11 protein-coding genes and 2 pseudogenes are annotated in these 14,402 nt (G+C 54.7%); 12 read left to right on the top strand and 1 reads right to left on the bottom strand.

What is annotated here, in order from left to right; all coding sequences use genetic code 11:
- Positions 1-200: 200 nt before the first annotated feature.
- From U8U68_RS20505 to U8U68_RS20480, 7 genes and pseudogenes are all read left to right on the top strand, one after another.
- The gene (locus U8U68_RS20505) at positions 201-995 is read left to right on the top strand and encodes a hypothetical protein (RefSeq protein ID WP_322204134.1); all 795 of its coding nucleotides are present in this window, start codon (positions 201-203) and stop codon (positions 993-995) included.
- On the top strand, positions 971-1,762 hold the full coding sequence (locus U8U68_RS20500) for a DUF3801 domain-containing protein (protein WP_322204132.1): 792 nt from the start codon (positions 971-973) through the stop codon (positions 1,760-1,762). Before U8U68_RS20505 ends, U8U68_RS20500 begins: the two co-directional genes overlap by 25 nt.
- A gap of 18 nt (positions 1,763-1,780) precedes the next feature.
- Positions 1,781-2,713 carry an ArdC-like ssDNA-binding domain-containing protein gene (locus U8U68_RS20495; RefSeq protein ID WP_322204130.1) on the top strand — a complete coding sequence of 311 codons (933 nt, stop codon included), beginning with the start codon at positions 1,781-1,783 and terminating at the stop codon, positions 2,711-2,713.
- Positions 2,710-3,420, top strand: a pseudogene (locus tag U8U68_RS22540) (type IV secretory system conjugative DNA transfer family protein); the annotation flags it as partial. The gene U8U68_RS20495 and the pseudogene U8U68_RS22540, both read left to right, overlap by 4 nt.
- A pseudogene (locus tag U8U68_RS20490) lies at positions 3,420-4,502 on the top strand (VirD4-like conjugal transfer protein, CD1115 family). The pseudogenes U8U68_RS22540 and U8U68_RS20490, both read left to right, overlap by 1 nt.
- A gap of 52 nt (positions 4,503-4,554) precedes the next feature.
- The gene (locus U8U68_RS20485; RefSeq protein WP_322204128.1) at positions 4,555-4,917 is read left to right on the top strand and encodes a formate hydrogenlyase; all 363 of its coding nucleotides are present in this window, start codon (positions 4,555-4,557) and stop codon (positions 4,915-4,917) included.
- Positions 4,918-5,026: 109 nt separating this feature from the next.
- Positions 5,027-5,785 carry a hypothetical protein gene (locus U8U68_RS20480; protein WP_322204126.1) on the top strand — a complete coding sequence of 253 codons (759 nt, stop codon included), beginning with the start codon at positions 5,027-5,029 and terminating at the stop codon, positions 5,783-5,785.
- A 118-nt stretch (positions 5,786-5,903) separates the two neighbouring features.
- On the opposite strand, the gene U8U68_RS20475 is transcribed toward U8U68_RS20480, so the two are convergent.
- On the bottom strand, positions 5,904-7,097 hold the full coding sequence (locus U8U68_RS20475; RefSeq protein ID WP_322204124.1) for an IS110 family RNA-guided transposase: 1,194 nt from the start codon (positions 7,095-7,097) through the stop codon (positions 5,904-5,906).
- 253 nt (positions 7,098-7,350) lie between these two features.
- On the opposite strand from U8U68_RS20475, the gene U8U68_RS20470 reads away from it, so the two are divergent.
- From U8U68_RS20470 to U8U68_RS20450, 5 genes are all read left to right on the top strand, one after another.
- Positions 7,351-7,737: a PrgI family protein gene (locus U8U68_RS20470; protein WP_322204122.1), complete on the top strand. Its 387-nt coding sequence runs from the start codon at positions 7,351-7,353 to the stop codon at positions 7,735-7,737.
- Entirely contained in the window at positions 7,713-10,052 is a 2,340-nt protein-coding gene (locus U8U68_RS20465; RefSeq protein ID WP_322204120.1) for a VirB4-like conjugal transfer ATPase, CD1110 family, read from the top strand. The genes U8U68_RS20470 and U8U68_RS20465 overlap by 25 nt, the downstream gene beginning before the upstream one ends.
- 86 nt (positions 10,053-10,138) lie before the next feature.
- Positions 10,139-10,519, top strand: a complete 381-nt coding sequence (locus U8U68_RS20460) for a type II toxin-antitoxin system HicB family antitoxin (protein ID WP_322204118.1) — start codon at positions 10,139-10,141, stop codon at positions 10,517-10,519.
- Position 10,520: 1 nt separating this feature from the next.
- Positions 10,521-11,810 (top strand): S-layer homology domain-containing protein, encoded by a 1,290-nt coding sequence (locus U8U68_RS20455; RefSeq protein ID WP_322204116.1) that lies wholly within the window; start codon positions 10,521-10,523, stop codon positions 11,808-11,810.
- Between the two features lie 157 nt (positions 11,811-11,967).
- Positions 11,968-14,402 (top strand): MSCRAMM family protein (locus U8U68_RS20450; protein WP_322204114.1); only part of this gene is annotated, 2,435 nt, incomplete at its 3' end.

Raw genomic sequence — 14,402 nt, 5'->3', positions numbered from 1 at the left:
ACTTCAAAGCCCAAGGAGGTGAAGGCCAGCCAGTTGCTCCTCTTATTGTAGCTTTGGCACGAGACGGACGAAACCCCCGGCTGGCTGCCGAGGGTCCCAACCAAATTATATTGTAATAGGAGGCGAAGTCGCACAAGTATGAGAGCTACCCGGCCCAGCACCATAAGAAACCGCAGTCCTCCCCTACGGTCCACTCCATCATGTACCAGGATATAGACCGGGCCGTGGACGCGGCAAAAGACCTAGATGATTTTTACCGCATCCTGACGCAGATGGGCTACCGGGTCAAGCGGGACGGCAAGTACCCGGCTATTTCCCCGGAGGGCCACGGATTTTTCCGGCTGTACAAATTCAAAGACGGATATACAGAGGAAGATATTCGCAATCGTATTGCCGGAAAGAATCAGGATCGCCGCCCCCGGCAGCAAAAACCCCGGCAGGTCTATGGAGTGTGGAAGAATCAGGAGGAACACCGCACATACCAAAAGCGGTATACCGGCTACTATGCCCGGAGATATGACCGCCGTGGCCTTAACGCCACCTACCTGCACTACCGGTATATGCTGGTGAGCATCCGGCGGCAGAGCTACCCCCACTATCCCAGTATGGAGCAGCGCAAGGCCCTGGCCAAGCTGGAAAAGGATTCCCAGGAGGCGCGGCTGCTGGTGCACAACAAAATTCAGACAGGAAAGGAGCTGAGCGCCTATCAGGTTTCGCTAGGTGAAAGAATCCATGAACTGCACAAAGAGAGGTGGTATTTGAAACGGGATTTGCAGAAGAACCCCACTTGGGAGGAAAGGCAGGTGATAGAGCAGAAAATCTCAGATATTAACCAGCGGCTGAAACCGCTCTACCGGGAGCGGAGTCTTTGCAAGGATATTGCGGAACGCTGTACTTCGGTTACGGCGGCAGTGGACCGGGAAAAGGAGATTGCTCAACGCCAGTTAGGAAGGGAAAGAGGTGATGAATTATGGACAACACAACAGAGGCAGTAGACACCGTGTTCCGGGTGACATACAAGGGTATTGCCTATGTGTTCCGAATTATCGAGGAGGCGGCGCGCGCCGGGGAGCGGAACAACGCCCGGCTTGCCGGGGTCATGGCCGGGATGAACCAGCAGGATTACAGTACCCGCAGCGCCATGGAGATGGAGCGGATGATTCAACAGGGCAAGGGTTTCTGCCAGTTCGACCTTATGGAAAAGGATTACAAGACCTTTTATGACGCTGCCATGAGCGCTGGGGTACGGTTCTCCTGTGTGAGCCTGGACAAGATTCATCCAGAGGGTGAGCGGCTGTTTACCATCTTCTGCAGCCCGGACCAGGCGGACATCGTGAACCGCATTATTGAAATCAATAAACTCAACGGCGTGAAGTCCGCGGAGTATGAGCAGGAATCAGCCAGGGAAGTCACACCCCAGGAGGTGGAGTCCATGAGTGAGGAGGAGCTGCGCCAGCGCAACCGGGCCATGAACGCGGACTTCATCACGCAGTTCATCGACGAGGTGCAGCCCCACGCCGCCCCAAACCCTACTACCCCGGCGGAGCGCGGGAGCGCTGCTCCGTCAGAGGGCTTGTCAACGTCTACCGCCAGCGGGCGGCAGTCGGTCCGGGAGAGGGTTGAGGCAATCCGTCAGGGTGCCGGTAAGGAAACCCTGGGCCAGCCCTCTGTGGCGGGCAGCATTCCCAGCCGGGACGATACGGCCCGGCTTTTCTATGAAAAGAATATGCACCATTTGAGCACGGCAACAAGAGAAATCTAACGCAGAAAGGATGTTACCATGAACGGGAAATTTGATTTTAGCCAGTATCTTGCCTACCAGAAAAAGCTCCGGGAGGAAACCGGCAGGTTGACCGCCGAAACCGTGGAGGGGGTTTGGGGCGATATGGAGCAGTTCCCCCGCCTGCTGGATGTGGTGGAGCGGCTTAACCTTGCCAGCGGGACCCTGGGCGGAGGCAGCGCCAATGCCCTGCTGATTTACGCCCAGTGTCCGGGCGCGACACGGCTGGGCTCCTTTGAGGACTGGAAAAAGGAGCAGGCATACATCCGCAGGGGCGAAAAGGGCATCCGCGTTTACGTTCGCTCCCCCGGCAAGGAGGATTCCAAGACCCACCGGACAAAGTATTACTACAATGTGGAGTACCGCTTTGACATCAGCCAGACCACGGCCCGCTCCCAGCCAAGGGAAGTGTTCTGGACCGAGCCCATGGACATTATCAGGGCCATTGCCCTGGCCGCTGACTTCAGCATTGAGTACGATTCGCAGATTCCTGACGGTGTGGACGGGACCTATATCCCCGCCCTTAACGAAGTGCGCGTCCGAGAGGGGCAGGACGCGCAGCAGATGTGCTTTTCCCTACTCAAAGAGTTCTGCCACTATGAGCAGCACAAGTTCATGGGCAAGACCTATGAGCGCAATCCTGTGACCAACTTTGTGGCCCTCTGCGGCGGGTATGTGCTGGCGCGGCGGTTCGATATCAGCACAGAGAATATTCTATTCCAGCGGGAGGTGTTCCCGGAAATCCCCGGCGGGAGTGTACAGGAGAGGTGCGGCGCTGTTCGGGACCTGCTTTCCAGCGTGATCCGGGCCAGCGGCATGGCGGGGCAGGAGATTCAGAGGGGGATTGCGGAGATGGAACGGCTCCTGGGCCTGTATGTTTCCAGCCCACGGTACAGGCCGGAGGATGCAAGGGATGATACCCTGGCGGTATGAAACCCGGACAGAACAGACTGCCCGCCATAGTGGTGGGCATAGCCGGGGGGCTTGTGGCTGTCTGGCTGGGCATTGCCCTGGCGCCGGGAATAAACAGCGGGCTGGCGGGGATGTTTTCCGCTCTCAACAGGGCTATGGCAAACCCGTTCCGGTTTCAGCTTGTGCCGGACACCCCGCGCTGTGTGTTGGTATGCCTGTTCATTTATGGTCTGGCTGTGCTGATGTTCGTTTCCTCTGGCATGAACTTCCGTCGCGGCGAGGAATACGGCAGCGCCAAGTGGGGCAGTCCCCGCGCCATTGACCGGAAGTACCGGGACAGAAAATCGCCGGACAAGAATCTCATTATGACCCAGCACGTTGCCATTGGCAGCTCCCAGGAGAGCATGTACAGGCATAGGCGAAACCTTAACACCGTGGTGATCGGCGGCAGCGGGTCGGGCAAGTCCACCACTCATGTACTTATCAATCTCTTGCAGGCCAGCCACTCCTATGTTTGCCTTGACCCATCAGGAGAAATGCTCCGGGCCACCGGGAACTATCTCAAAGAGCATGGCTATACCATCCATGTTCTCAATCTGGTGGAGCCGGAGCGCTCGGACAGGTACAATCCCTTTGTATTCCTGCGCAACGATGACGATGTAGACAGGATGGTGGAAAATTTCTGGAAAGCCACGGCGGTGCAGGGCGCACAAAAGGGAGAACAGATTTGGGACGATATGGCGAAGGAGCTGCTTTCAGCTCTCGCCTATTTTTGTACTATGAGGCCCCGCCGGAGGAACAGAACTTTCCCACCATTCAGTTTTTGCTCCGTAACATGGCCCTGGTGGAGGGGGAAAAGGATTCCAGTCCCGTGGAGCAGATGTTCACGGAACTGGAACAGCGGGAGCCGGAGCATGTTGCGCTCAAGCACTATAGGGCCTACCACTCCGGTGCTACCAAGACCTTGCAGAGTATTCAGATCACCCTGCTGTCCCGGCTGGGGAAGTTCAACCTGGAATCCATTGAGCGGCTGTCCACCACCAACTCGGATGATTTGGGCCTCTTGACCGCACCGGAGGAAAGGACGGTGATTTTCGCGGTCACGCCCGTTGCGGATTCCTCTTTCAATTTCTTTGTCAGCCTGCTCTATGGGCAGCTTTTTGAAATCCTCTATGACTACGGAAACCGTCATGGCAAGCTGAAAGTTCCCATGCACATCCTAATGGACGAGTTCGCCAACGTAACGCTCCCGAAGGACTTTGAGCTGCGCCTTGCCACCTTCCGCAAGTACGGTATATCGGCCTCTATCATCCTGCAAGACATGAGCTAGCTCAAGGCCCTCTATGAAAAGCAGTGGCAGGCCATGATGAACAACGCCGACCTGCTGCTATACCTGGGCGGCAACGAGAGCGGCACCCATGAGTATCTTTCTAAGCTTCTGGGCAAGCAGACCATCCGCACCAACACCTTTGGGCAGTCCAAGGGGCGCTCCGGGAGCTTTTCCAAAAACGAGCAGCAGTTGGGCCGGGAACTGTTGACCCCGGACGAGATACGGATGCTGGACAACAAGCTGGCTTTGCTGTTCGTGCGCGGGGAGCGGCCCATCCTGGACGGGAAGTTTGACTTCAAGCGCCACCCCCACATCAAGGAAACGACCTATGGCGGGGCCGCGCCCTATGTCCACAATGAGCTGACCCATGTTGCCGCCAGCTTTGAGCCGGTTATGGATATGACCCAGGAGCAGGTCATGGCGCTGCCCGAGGCCAAGCCTGTGTGGTTTACCTTTATTGACGATAATGAATCCAAGTAGGAGCGGTACAGATGTGACGCTCCTGCCATTTTTTAACGAAAGGAATGATTCCATGAATCTGAAAACAAGGAAAATCTTTCTGAAAATGAGAAAGCTGCTGGCAGTGATTGCCGCCGTTATGGTGCTTATGAGCTGCGCTGTTATCCCGGCCCAGGCCGCAGGCGTGGACGCACTCACCATCCGTCCCCTCACCACCGGGGTAACGGAGGTTGACACCATGCTTACCAACCTGAATGAGCTTATCACCGGGCTGGTGAAAGTGATCGGCGGCATCCTCTGTATCTATGGCATTTTACAGGTGGGAATGTCCTTCTCGGGCCACGACCCCAGCCAGAGGATTCAAGGGCTGATGTGCATTGCCGGAGCAATCATTATCTTCTTCTCGCCGGAAATCCTGACCGCCATCCAGAAATAGCCTATGTTTATACAATCTATACTGGACCTGTTCAGCTTTGCCACAGAAACCTCCTACAACTTCCTGACCCAAGACCTGACCTGCCTTTGCACCCAACGTGGCGCTGGCTATGGAGAACATCAACAACGGCTTGCAGGCGTTCTCCTACGCCCTGCTGGTGATTCTGACCCTCTGGAACGTGGTACGCACCGCCGGTTCCTATGTGGAGCTGAAACGCCCGGAGCATGTCTTTAAGCTGTTTGTCCGATTCATCCTTTCCAAGTACGCCATAGGCGTGGCCTGGAAACTGGTGAATGGGATATTTGCCATCACCGGAGCGCTCATTACCAAGGTGTTCACCACCAGCGGCCTGACGGATGGGAATATGTGGGCAGGCGTTACGGCCCCCAACTTTGACGATACCGGCATACTCAAAATCATCTCCACCATTATGGCGGTTGTCAACCCACTATCACAAATTCCCTCGCTCCTGCTGGGGCTAATTGGCTTTATCGTGGCAGTGGTGCTTTCTGTAACATTACTGCTGACGGTCATCGGCCGATTTTTCAAAATCTACCTTTTCGCGGCACTGTCCCCCATCCCCCTGGCTACCTTTGGCTCGGAATCCACCCACTCCATTGGGCAGAATTTCCTCAAGTCCTTTGCCGGGGTGAGCTTGGAGGGCCTTACCATTGGGCTGGCCCTTATCGTGTTCTCGGCCTACTGCCAGTCCCCGGTCATAGACCTATCAGGGCTGGGCATTTTCCAGTGGATTGGGGATGCGGCAGAAGAAATGGCCTATATGTACAGCCTGATTTTCAATATGCTCCTGCTGCTGGGTATCATCAAGGGGGCCGACCAAGTGACACACCGTATTTTCGGGATGTAGAAAGATTAACTATTAAAAGTCAACCCCCCAAATGAAGGGAGGCGGAAAAAGTTAGACGGTTCAAAAAGGCATAGCAAAGCAGAGGCCCAGGAGGACCCCGGAAAGCTATCGAAGGAGCTCAAACTGCCGGGCAGTAGGGTTGCCTGGACTTCTCCAGAGCGAAGATAAGCCGTACCAGTTTCTTGGCGGCGTGGGATAAGGCGATGTTATAATGTTTGCCTTCAGCCCGTTTCTTGACAAGATAGGCAGCAAATCCAGGATCCCAATGACAGACGTATTTGGCAGCGTTATAGAGGGCATAGCGAAGATAGCGGGAACCACGTTTTTCCATGTGGGGATAACAGTTTTTCAGCTGCCCGGACTGGTAGGTAGAAGGAGACATACCGGCGTAGGCCAGCAGCTTGTCAGGGGAATCAAACCGAGAGAAGTCGCCAACCTCGGCCAGGATCATGGCACCCATGCGGTATCCAATGCCGGGGATCGTGGTGATGGGGGAGCGAAGTTCCTCCATGATGGCCTGAATCGCGGCCTCAATTTCTTCAATCTCTGCGTCCAACTCCCGGATGAGGCGGATGGTGTGCTGCAATTCCAGGGACTTGGCAGGCATTCTTGAGCCTATAGAGCCTCTGGCGGCATCGCGGATCTCTACTGCCATATCCCTCCCATAACGGCCTTTGGAGGCATCTGCCAACAGGGTCTTCAGCCTGGTCAGATGGGCGTCAGCAATTTGTTTGGCCCCTGGAAATTCAGACAGCAGCGCATAGACTGACGCTGTGTGAAGGGTTGTCACCAGCTTCTCCAACTCAGCAAACAGGATGCACACCAGTCTGGAAACGGAAGTTTTCAATTTGGCCTGCTCTTTTACCTTGTCAAAACGGTATATGGTTAGCGACTTTAACTCCTTGTTGTGGTATGCTGTATCCGTGTAGGGCTTGAGTCCCGCATCGGATTGAGTTGTACAACAACTCATAAGCATAGCCGCGAACGTTCGCGCGTCCACCCGGTCCGTCTTTGTCTTTCTGAGGCTGAGACTTTTCCGGTACAAGTTGGTGCGCAGAGGGTTCAGGACATAGGTGGGAAGCCCTCTGTCAAGAAGAAACCCAAGGATGTTGTAGCTGTAATGCTCGGTTGCCTCAAGCCCTACTTTTATGCTGTCTTGAGGCGTGGAGCAGGCCCGGAGCTTGTCCAGCAGAGTGTTGAAGCCTTCCAGATTGTTGGCGATGGTGAACACATCCGCCAGAACAGCGCCTTCTGAGTTGAGGATGAAACAGTCGTGCTTGTCCTTGGCCACATCAATTCCTACGCAAATCATAGCAATACCTCCAACGGAAAATTTGTGATGCTGCATCCACAGAACACTTTGCTTTTGTAGCCTTGTTCTACATAAACCGTCTGGCGGTATTTAACTGATCAACAAAACTGCAAAGGGCTGTGGTTGGAACCTTTCTAGAACCATCTGGGTGGTAGGACGTGGGCACCAATCCACAGCATCCCTTTCAGTGTAGCACAGCCCTTGGAGAGGGGCTTTAATAACTACTACTCTATTATACAAGGACGTGATGGCAATGGCAAAAAGTATGCAGATCAAATCCAACCAGGATGTGCGGGAGTATAAGGAGGTTGTCTACTTCGGCATGACCCTTCGGCAGCTCATCTTCTCTGGGCTTGCCGGAGCTGCTGCCCTGGGAGTTTACCTGCTCTGCAACCGCAGGATGAGCATGGAGGCCGTGAGCTGGCTCTGCGTGGCGGCGGCTGTGCCCTTTGGCGCTTTCGGGTTTGTGCGCTGGCATGGGATGCCCTTTGTGCGCATGGTAGGGGTGTTCATCCGCTCCCGGCTGGTGCTGAACAGGCCCCTCTTTTTCCGGCCCGACAACCCGCTCCGGCAAGCCGTACAGACAAACTCTACCAAGAAAGGAAAGGTGATGAAATGCTCCAAAGTGAAAAGAAGATGAAGGCCCGCCACCGGGAAAAGAACTACTTTAAGCGCCCCCGCTCCACCCAGGACCTTATCCCCGTGGACACCGTATATCCGGATGGGATGTTCCTCTCCAACGGCAGCATCTATTCCAGGACCTACCGTTTCTCTGACATCAATTATCAGATAGCAGGTCAATCGGAGAAAGAGGGCATTATCCGGGATATGCGGACGCTGGCTAAGGGCTGCACCCCCGGCGAGATGTCCCAGATCACCATAATCAACCGGCACATCAACCGGGAACTGCTGGAACGGCTGCAATATGCCGGACAACATGACAGCCTGGATGAACTGCGCGGGGAGATGAATGAGATTCTGGAAAATCAAGCGGGCCGTGGCACCGGCATTATCCAGGAGCGGTACTTTACCGCGTCCGTCAGCAAGTCCACGCCCAAAGAGGCCGGGATACACTTTGACAGAGTGGGCACAGAACTGGCCCTGGGCTTTGCCAACATGGGCTCCAAGCTGGCCCCAGTTGACCTGTCGGACCGTCTACGCATCCTCCACGACTTTTACCGCCCCGGGGATGAAAATTACTGGCACTTCGACTTTGAGGACAAGCGGCGCAAAAGGCACAGCTTTAAGGACAGCATTGCCCCCATGAGCTTCCTCCCCGCCCCCGACTACTTCAAAATCGGCTCACGCTACGTCCGTGTGCTGGCAATGACCGAATACGCTAGTTGGATTTACGATGATACGGTCAAGGAGCTTATCAATCTCGACACAGAGATGATTCTTTCCGTGAACTTCCTGCCTGTGCCCACCGAGGAGTCCGTGAAATACTACACCAAAAAGCTGGATTCCCTGGAGGCCAACTCCATGCGCTTTCAGCAAAAGCAGCTCCAGCGGATGCAGATCGCACCCCCGGAGCCGTACAACTTCCGCAAGGACAGGGACGCTATTACAGACAGCCTTAACGACATCATCCAGAAGGACTTGGGGCTGGTGGTGGCTACCGTCACCCTGGCGCATATGGCGGATTCCCTGGAGCAGCTTGATTCCGACACGGAGCTTATCCGCAATGTCACCAGAGGCAAAAACTGCGAGTTTAATATCTGCACCGAGCAGCAGCTGGACGCGCTTAATACGGTCCTGCCTTATGGCCTGGACCGTATCTCCATGGACCGCAGCCTCACCACCGAAACCCTGGCGGCGTTCGTGCCGTTCTCCGCCCAGGAGATTTGCGATTCCAGCGGGGTACTATATGGACAGAACGCAGTCACCCGCAACCTTGTGGTGGTGGATAGGCTGGCTAAGAGCAGCGGTAACGGCTTTGTGCTGGGCATGACCGGAGGCGGGAAATCCTTCTTCTGCAAGAATGAGCTGGTGTCCCTGCGGCTGAAATATCCCCCGGACAAGGCTGACTTCTTGCTCTTAGACCCCGAGCAGGAATATGGAAAGGTAGTCACAGAGCTGGGCGGCGAGGTATACCATGTGGGCCAGGACAGCATTAACCCCTTTGATTTGGAACTGGACATGGACGAGCGGAACCCCCTGGCCTATAAGACGGAGTTTATCACTACCTTCTGCGAAAAGGTCAGCGAGGGGGACGGACTGGACGCACAGACAAAATCCCTCATAGATAGGGCAGTAAGAACCGTTTACAAGGACTTCCTAAAGTCCAAGGGCCGGTATCTGCCGCCCCTATTGGGCGACTTCCGGGCGGCTCTCCAGAAGATGGATAATCCCCGGGCCTGGGAACTGGCCCTCTCCTTAGAGCGCTTTGTGGACGGTGCGCTGAATACCTTCTCTAAGTCTACCAACATTGACACCGGCAATAGCCTGATTTGCTACAGCTTGAGCGGCCTGCGGGACCAGATGAAACCAATAGGGACGCTCATCACCCTGGACCATCTGCTGGGCCGGGTCATGCGCAACTACAAGGCCGGAAAAATCACCTTTGTGTATGCGGACGAGTTCGCCCTGCTGTTCCAGGACGAGGACACCGGCAAGTTTTTTTCAAACCTCTGGCGCAGAATCCGCAAGTACAACGGCTACTGCACAGGGGCAACTCAGAACGTGGAGGAAGTCCTGGACAGCGAATCCGGGCGGGCCATGCTCTCCAACACGGATTTTGTGGTCATGCTCAACCAGTCCCCCTCCAATGCCCAGAGGCTTTCCGAGCTGTACAAAATCACCGAGAATCAGCGGACCTACTTCACCAACACCCAGCCGGGGCACGGCCTTATGAAGATCGGCGGGGCCATGATTCCCTTTATCAGTACCGTCCCGGCTGATACCCGGCTATATAAGCTGCTCTCCACTAATCCGAGAGAGGGAAAGTGGAACTGAAAAGAATTTGAAAACGCAACTAAAAAGGTGTTGCAATCCGCAAGAGGGTGTGTTATACTATGGGTAGAGAAGGAGGGATACTCATAATGAAACCCACAAACACACTCCAGTACAAAAACTATCTCTGTCAGGTTTCCTACTCCAACCTGAAAGACAGCCTGATTGGGCGGATATTGGGAATGAAACAAATACCCATATTCACAGCGCAGACCGTGGCGGGAATCAAGGAGAGTTTCCACCGGGCGGTAGACGATTACCTCACTGCCTGTACGGAAACCGGCAAGGAGCCTACAAAGCCGTTTACCGGAATGTATACGCTTCGCTTTAGCCCGGTTGTCCAAGAGGCATTGACGGTCTATGCCCTGGCCCACGATACCAATTTGGCACAGGTCATGCAAAAAGCCCTGGATGAGTTTATAGAAAAATACGGCATACCAATGCCAGGAGAAAATGGGGAGGAAAGCTAAGATGAAAAAGAGATGGATTGCAACGCTGTTAGCGTTACTCATAGGGATGAGCCTGTTGACCGTCAATGCCTCTGCCGCAGCGGAGAAGTTCACGGACGTAAAGCCGGGTAAGTGGTACTATACAGCAGTAGACTATGCGGTAGGCGAAAAGCTGTTCAATGGTACATCCGCGACAACCTTTTCGCCGGATGAGCCAATGACCCGTGGGATGTTCGTCACCGTTTTGGGGAACAAGGCCAAAATTGACCCGAAGGACTACCCCACAAGCAGTTTCAACGACGTGAAAGCAGGAGCCTGGTACGCGCCCCATGTAGAGTGGGCGGCACAGAACGGCATTGTAAACGGTACAGGGGGCGGTAAATTCAGCCCCGACAAGAGCGTGACACGGGAGCAGATGGCGGTTATCCTCTACAACTACGCCAAGTTTACAAACTGCGACCTGACGGTCCGGGCTGGCCTGCTGGAGCAGTTCCCGGATGGGAACAAGGTGTCCGGCTACGCCAAGTACCCCATGGAGTGGGCCATAACCCACGGAATCATCAATGGCAACGGCGGCAAACTGGACCCCAGCGGCACAGCCACCAGGGCACAGGTGGCGCAGATTTTCTACAGCAGCCGGGAACTGCTGGCAAACGGCGGCAGTGAGAACCCCCAGCCTCCCACGCCATCTCCCAGCCCGGATGTAACGCCCAGCCCCTCTCCTGTCCCGGACGCTCCTCATATCGTTATTACAGATGAAGTTCGGGCGAAACTGAAAGATAACTTGAATCCCGAAATGCTGCTGGACTATGTTTTGAATGGGAAGAATGATGATCCCACTTTTGCCTATGATGGAACTACAGCTACATGGGATATTTCTCTCACCACTAGTCCCAATGTAGGCAAATACTTTTTGGGGGATTGGTTGGATAGTCCAAGCGATTACAACAATACCTCAGCGGTTGCAAATGGGTTTGTCCAAATGCTTACCCGAACAGTAAGCGATAGATTCTATATAACTGCGGACGAGGAAACGAACTGTTTTTGTCTTTACTATCACCCGGCAGATGTCGAGGACAGCGCTCAAATGCGGGAAATCAAGTCTCTTTTGAATCTGCCCGATACCATAAAATATGACCGCAGTCTTTGTTATGAAGGCGCTGGCTGGGCCGGACCCTTAAGGTGGGAGTTATACGGCGCACAGGGGATAGCAGAGAAAATCGAGTATTTCCTTACGGATATGCACACAGCCATACAATATTATTTGACTGAGCCGGAGCCAGGGGTATTTTACTTGTTGTACGGCGAATAAGCGATAGACCAAAAAGCCTTTCTGGAAACAGAAAGGCTTTTTTCATTGAAAGGGGGACTGCCTATGGATATGAAGTTGATTTACAGAGGGGGTGGTGATGGGTAAAATGCCCACATCGAAATGACGCCATATTTGATATCAGAGAAAGGATGAATTTATGCAAAAAAACTTGAAACGAGCACTTGCTTTTCTTATGACCGTCATTCTGATTTTCAGTGTAATTCCCATGTCCGCATTTGCGACTGAATCCGCGCCGGATGAAACGGCCTCCACCGAAGCTCCGACCAGCGAACCTCCTGCCGAAAGTGATTCGACTACAGAGGTTTCGCCCGAGCTGAATGTGACAGACGAGCCAGTTTTACTCCCGGAAACTGGCCCCTCCTCTCCTGGGGATGAACCGGCAGAGGAACCCGACAGTATCTACAATACTGAGCTGGCAACCGTGGAGGCCCGTCAGGTCTGGCCCGCACTCCAGAGAGCCAAGGCCAGAGCCGCCTCTGGTGTAGGCGCTGGCGGCGTTTTGCAGATGGGGTATTACTGTTTCCCCATCGACAACCCCAATCTTGTGGCCACCCTGGGCAACAAGTACATTGGCCGTATGCCTGCAAAGTCCATGCTGTATAACGGTAAATGTATCGCGGCCTATTGTCTCGACCAAGACCTGGGCGCTACCGCAGACCAGCCCTATACCTGGGCGGACGTAAGCAAAACCGGGCAGGAGACCATTGCCGCTATTCTGGCTGTGGGTTTTCAGTGGAACGCTCCTGACTTCTGGCACGGCCCCAGCGATGAGGGCGACAAGTGGGCTGTGACTCAGCTTTTGGTATGGGAGGCGGTCAAGAACCATGTCAAGCTGCAGAGCAACGGCCTATACAGTATTGACGCTGCTGTGGACGCTGACTTTGAGCAGATCGCACCATATACCTACAACGCCACGAAGTTTTTGGCCTATTACCGGGAGGTCAAGCAGAAGCTCACCGACTTTATGAAGATACCCAGCTTTGCCAGTAAGGAGGCCAGCAAAGCTGAAACCATTACTATGAGATGGGATGGGAGTAAGTATAGCGCTACGGTCACTGACACCAATGCTGTCCTTAGCAAGTACAGATTTCAGGGATCAGTTCCTGGCGTTACAATCACAACAAGTGGGAATACCTTGACACTTTCTTCTAGTGAGCCTATTCTTACACCAAAAACTTCTTCTCGTATCCTTAATAGCGGCGGATTAACTGTTGGGAAAGGCGCTGTAGCCGTTTGGCAGACCAGTGACCCATCCCAGCAGGACTTTGCCACCTACAATGCGGATGGCGGGGAGCCTGTGGGCTGTTACATCAAGGTGAAAACGGATGCGGTAGGCAGCGCAGGTCTGGTCAAGACCTCCGAGGACGGAAAGGTGGAGGGCATCCAGTTCCAGATTACCGGCAGCGATGGCAGCAGCACCACCAAGACCACCGACGCCAGCGGCAGCATCGACATCGACGGCCTCCCCATCTACGCGGCAGATGGTAGCAAAATCACCTATACCGCCACCGAAATCAATGTCCCCAACAAATACGTCAAGCCGGAGTCCCAGACCTTCCAGCTAACCGAGGGGCAGACCGCCTCCATCCAGTTTGAGAACAAGCTGAAACGCTGGCGGGTCACGGTCACCAAGACAGACGACAGGACTGGCAGTATCCCCCAGGGCAACGGCTCCCTGGCTGGGGCAAAGTACGGTGTGTACCAAGGGAACGAGCTGGTTAAGGAGTACACCACAGACGAAAAAGGCCAGTTTACCACCGACTACTTCCCCTATGGAGAGGACTGGACCCTCCGGGAGATCAGCGCGGGCGAGGGGTATCTGGTCAGCGACGTGTCCACCCAGCTCTGCGAGATTCCCGCAGGTTCTAACAATGAGTTCAACGACAACACCGCCAACGTGACGGATACAGTCATGCGGGGCGGTGTTTCTGTTGTGAAGCGGGACAGCAAGACCGGGGAACGTCCCCAGGGCGATGCTGACTTCTCTGGCATTCAGTTTGAAATCGTGAACAAGTCCAAGAACCCTGTGGAGGTGGGCGGCAAGAAGGCCGCGCCCGGCGAGGTCGCCCTGACCCTGACCACGGACAGCGAGGGCAAGGCCAGCACGGCTCCCGATGCTCTGCCATACGGTTCTTATATCCTCCATGAAAGCGCCACCAATGAATCCATGCTGAACACGGCTCCTAACCAGTTGGCGGAAATCACAGAGAACCGCAGGGTCTATCCGTTCTTCATGGATAACGAGGTGGTTCGCGGCGGCGTCCTCATCGAGAAACGCGACCTGGAGTCCCTCCTGCTGACCCCGCTGGGCGGCGCAAGCCTGGACGGAACGCTGTTTGAAATCACCAACAAGAGCAAAAACGCCGTGTATGTGGACGGCGCTCTGTACCAGCCGGACGAGGTTTGCCTGACCATTGAGGTCAAGGATGGTATCGCCCAGTCAGATGTCCGCGCCCTGCCCTATGGCTCGTATGAGTTGGCCGAGAGCAAGCCCGGCACCGGCTATCTGTGGACGGACAAGACCATCCGGCCCTTTGACGTGCTGATTGACGGTTCTGTCAAGGAGTACCG

The sequence above is a fragment of the Acutalibacter intestini genome, from assembly GCF_034334985.1.
GTDB classification, from domain to species: domain Bacteria; phylum Bacillota; class Clostridia; order Oscillospirales; family Acutalibacteraceae; genus Acutalibacter; species Acutalibacter intestini.
This window is presented reverse-complemented; position numbering and strand designations above follow the sequence as displayed.

Coding starts and splice junctions, on each gene's coding strand:
- U8U68_RS20455 (WP_322204116.1), top strand. CDS start 10,521: ATGAAAAAGAGATGGATTGCAACGCTGTTAGCGTTACTCATAGGGATG.
- U8U68_RS20495 (WP_322204130.1), top strand. CDS start 1,781: ATGAACGGGAAATTTGATTTTAGCCAGTATCTTGCCTACCAGAAAAAG.
- U8U68_RS20500 (WP_322204132.1), top strand. CDS start 971: ATGGACAACACAACAGAGGCAGTAGACACCGTGTTCCGGGTGACATAC.
- U8U68_RS20460 (WP_322204118.1), top strand. CDS start 10,139: ATGAAACCCACAAACACACTCCAGTACAAAAACTATCTCTGTCAGGTT.
- U8U68_RS20485 (WP_322204128.1), top strand. CDS start 4,555: ATGAATCTGAAAACAAGGAAAATCTTTCTGAAAATGAGAAAGCTGCTG.
- U8U68_RS20465 (WP_322204120.1), top strand. CDS start 7,713: ATGCTCCAAAGTGAAAAGAAGATGAAGGCCCGCCACCGGGAAAAGAAC.
- U8U68_RS20505 (WP_322204134.1), top strand. CDS start 201: ATGTACCAGGATATAGACCGGGCCGTGGACGCGGCAAAAGACCTAGAT.
- U8U68_RS20480 (WP_322204126.1), top strand. CDS start 5,027: ATGGAGAACATCAACAACGGCTTGCAGGCGTTCTCCTACGCCCTGCTG.
- U8U68_RS20475 (WP_322204124.1), bottom strand. CDS start 7,097: ATGATTTGCGTAGGAATTGATGTGGCCAAGGACAAGCACGACTGTTTC.
- U8U68_RS20470 (WP_322204122.1), top strand. CDS start 7,351: ATGGCAAAAAGTATGCAGATCAAATCCAACCAGGATGTGCGGGAGTAT.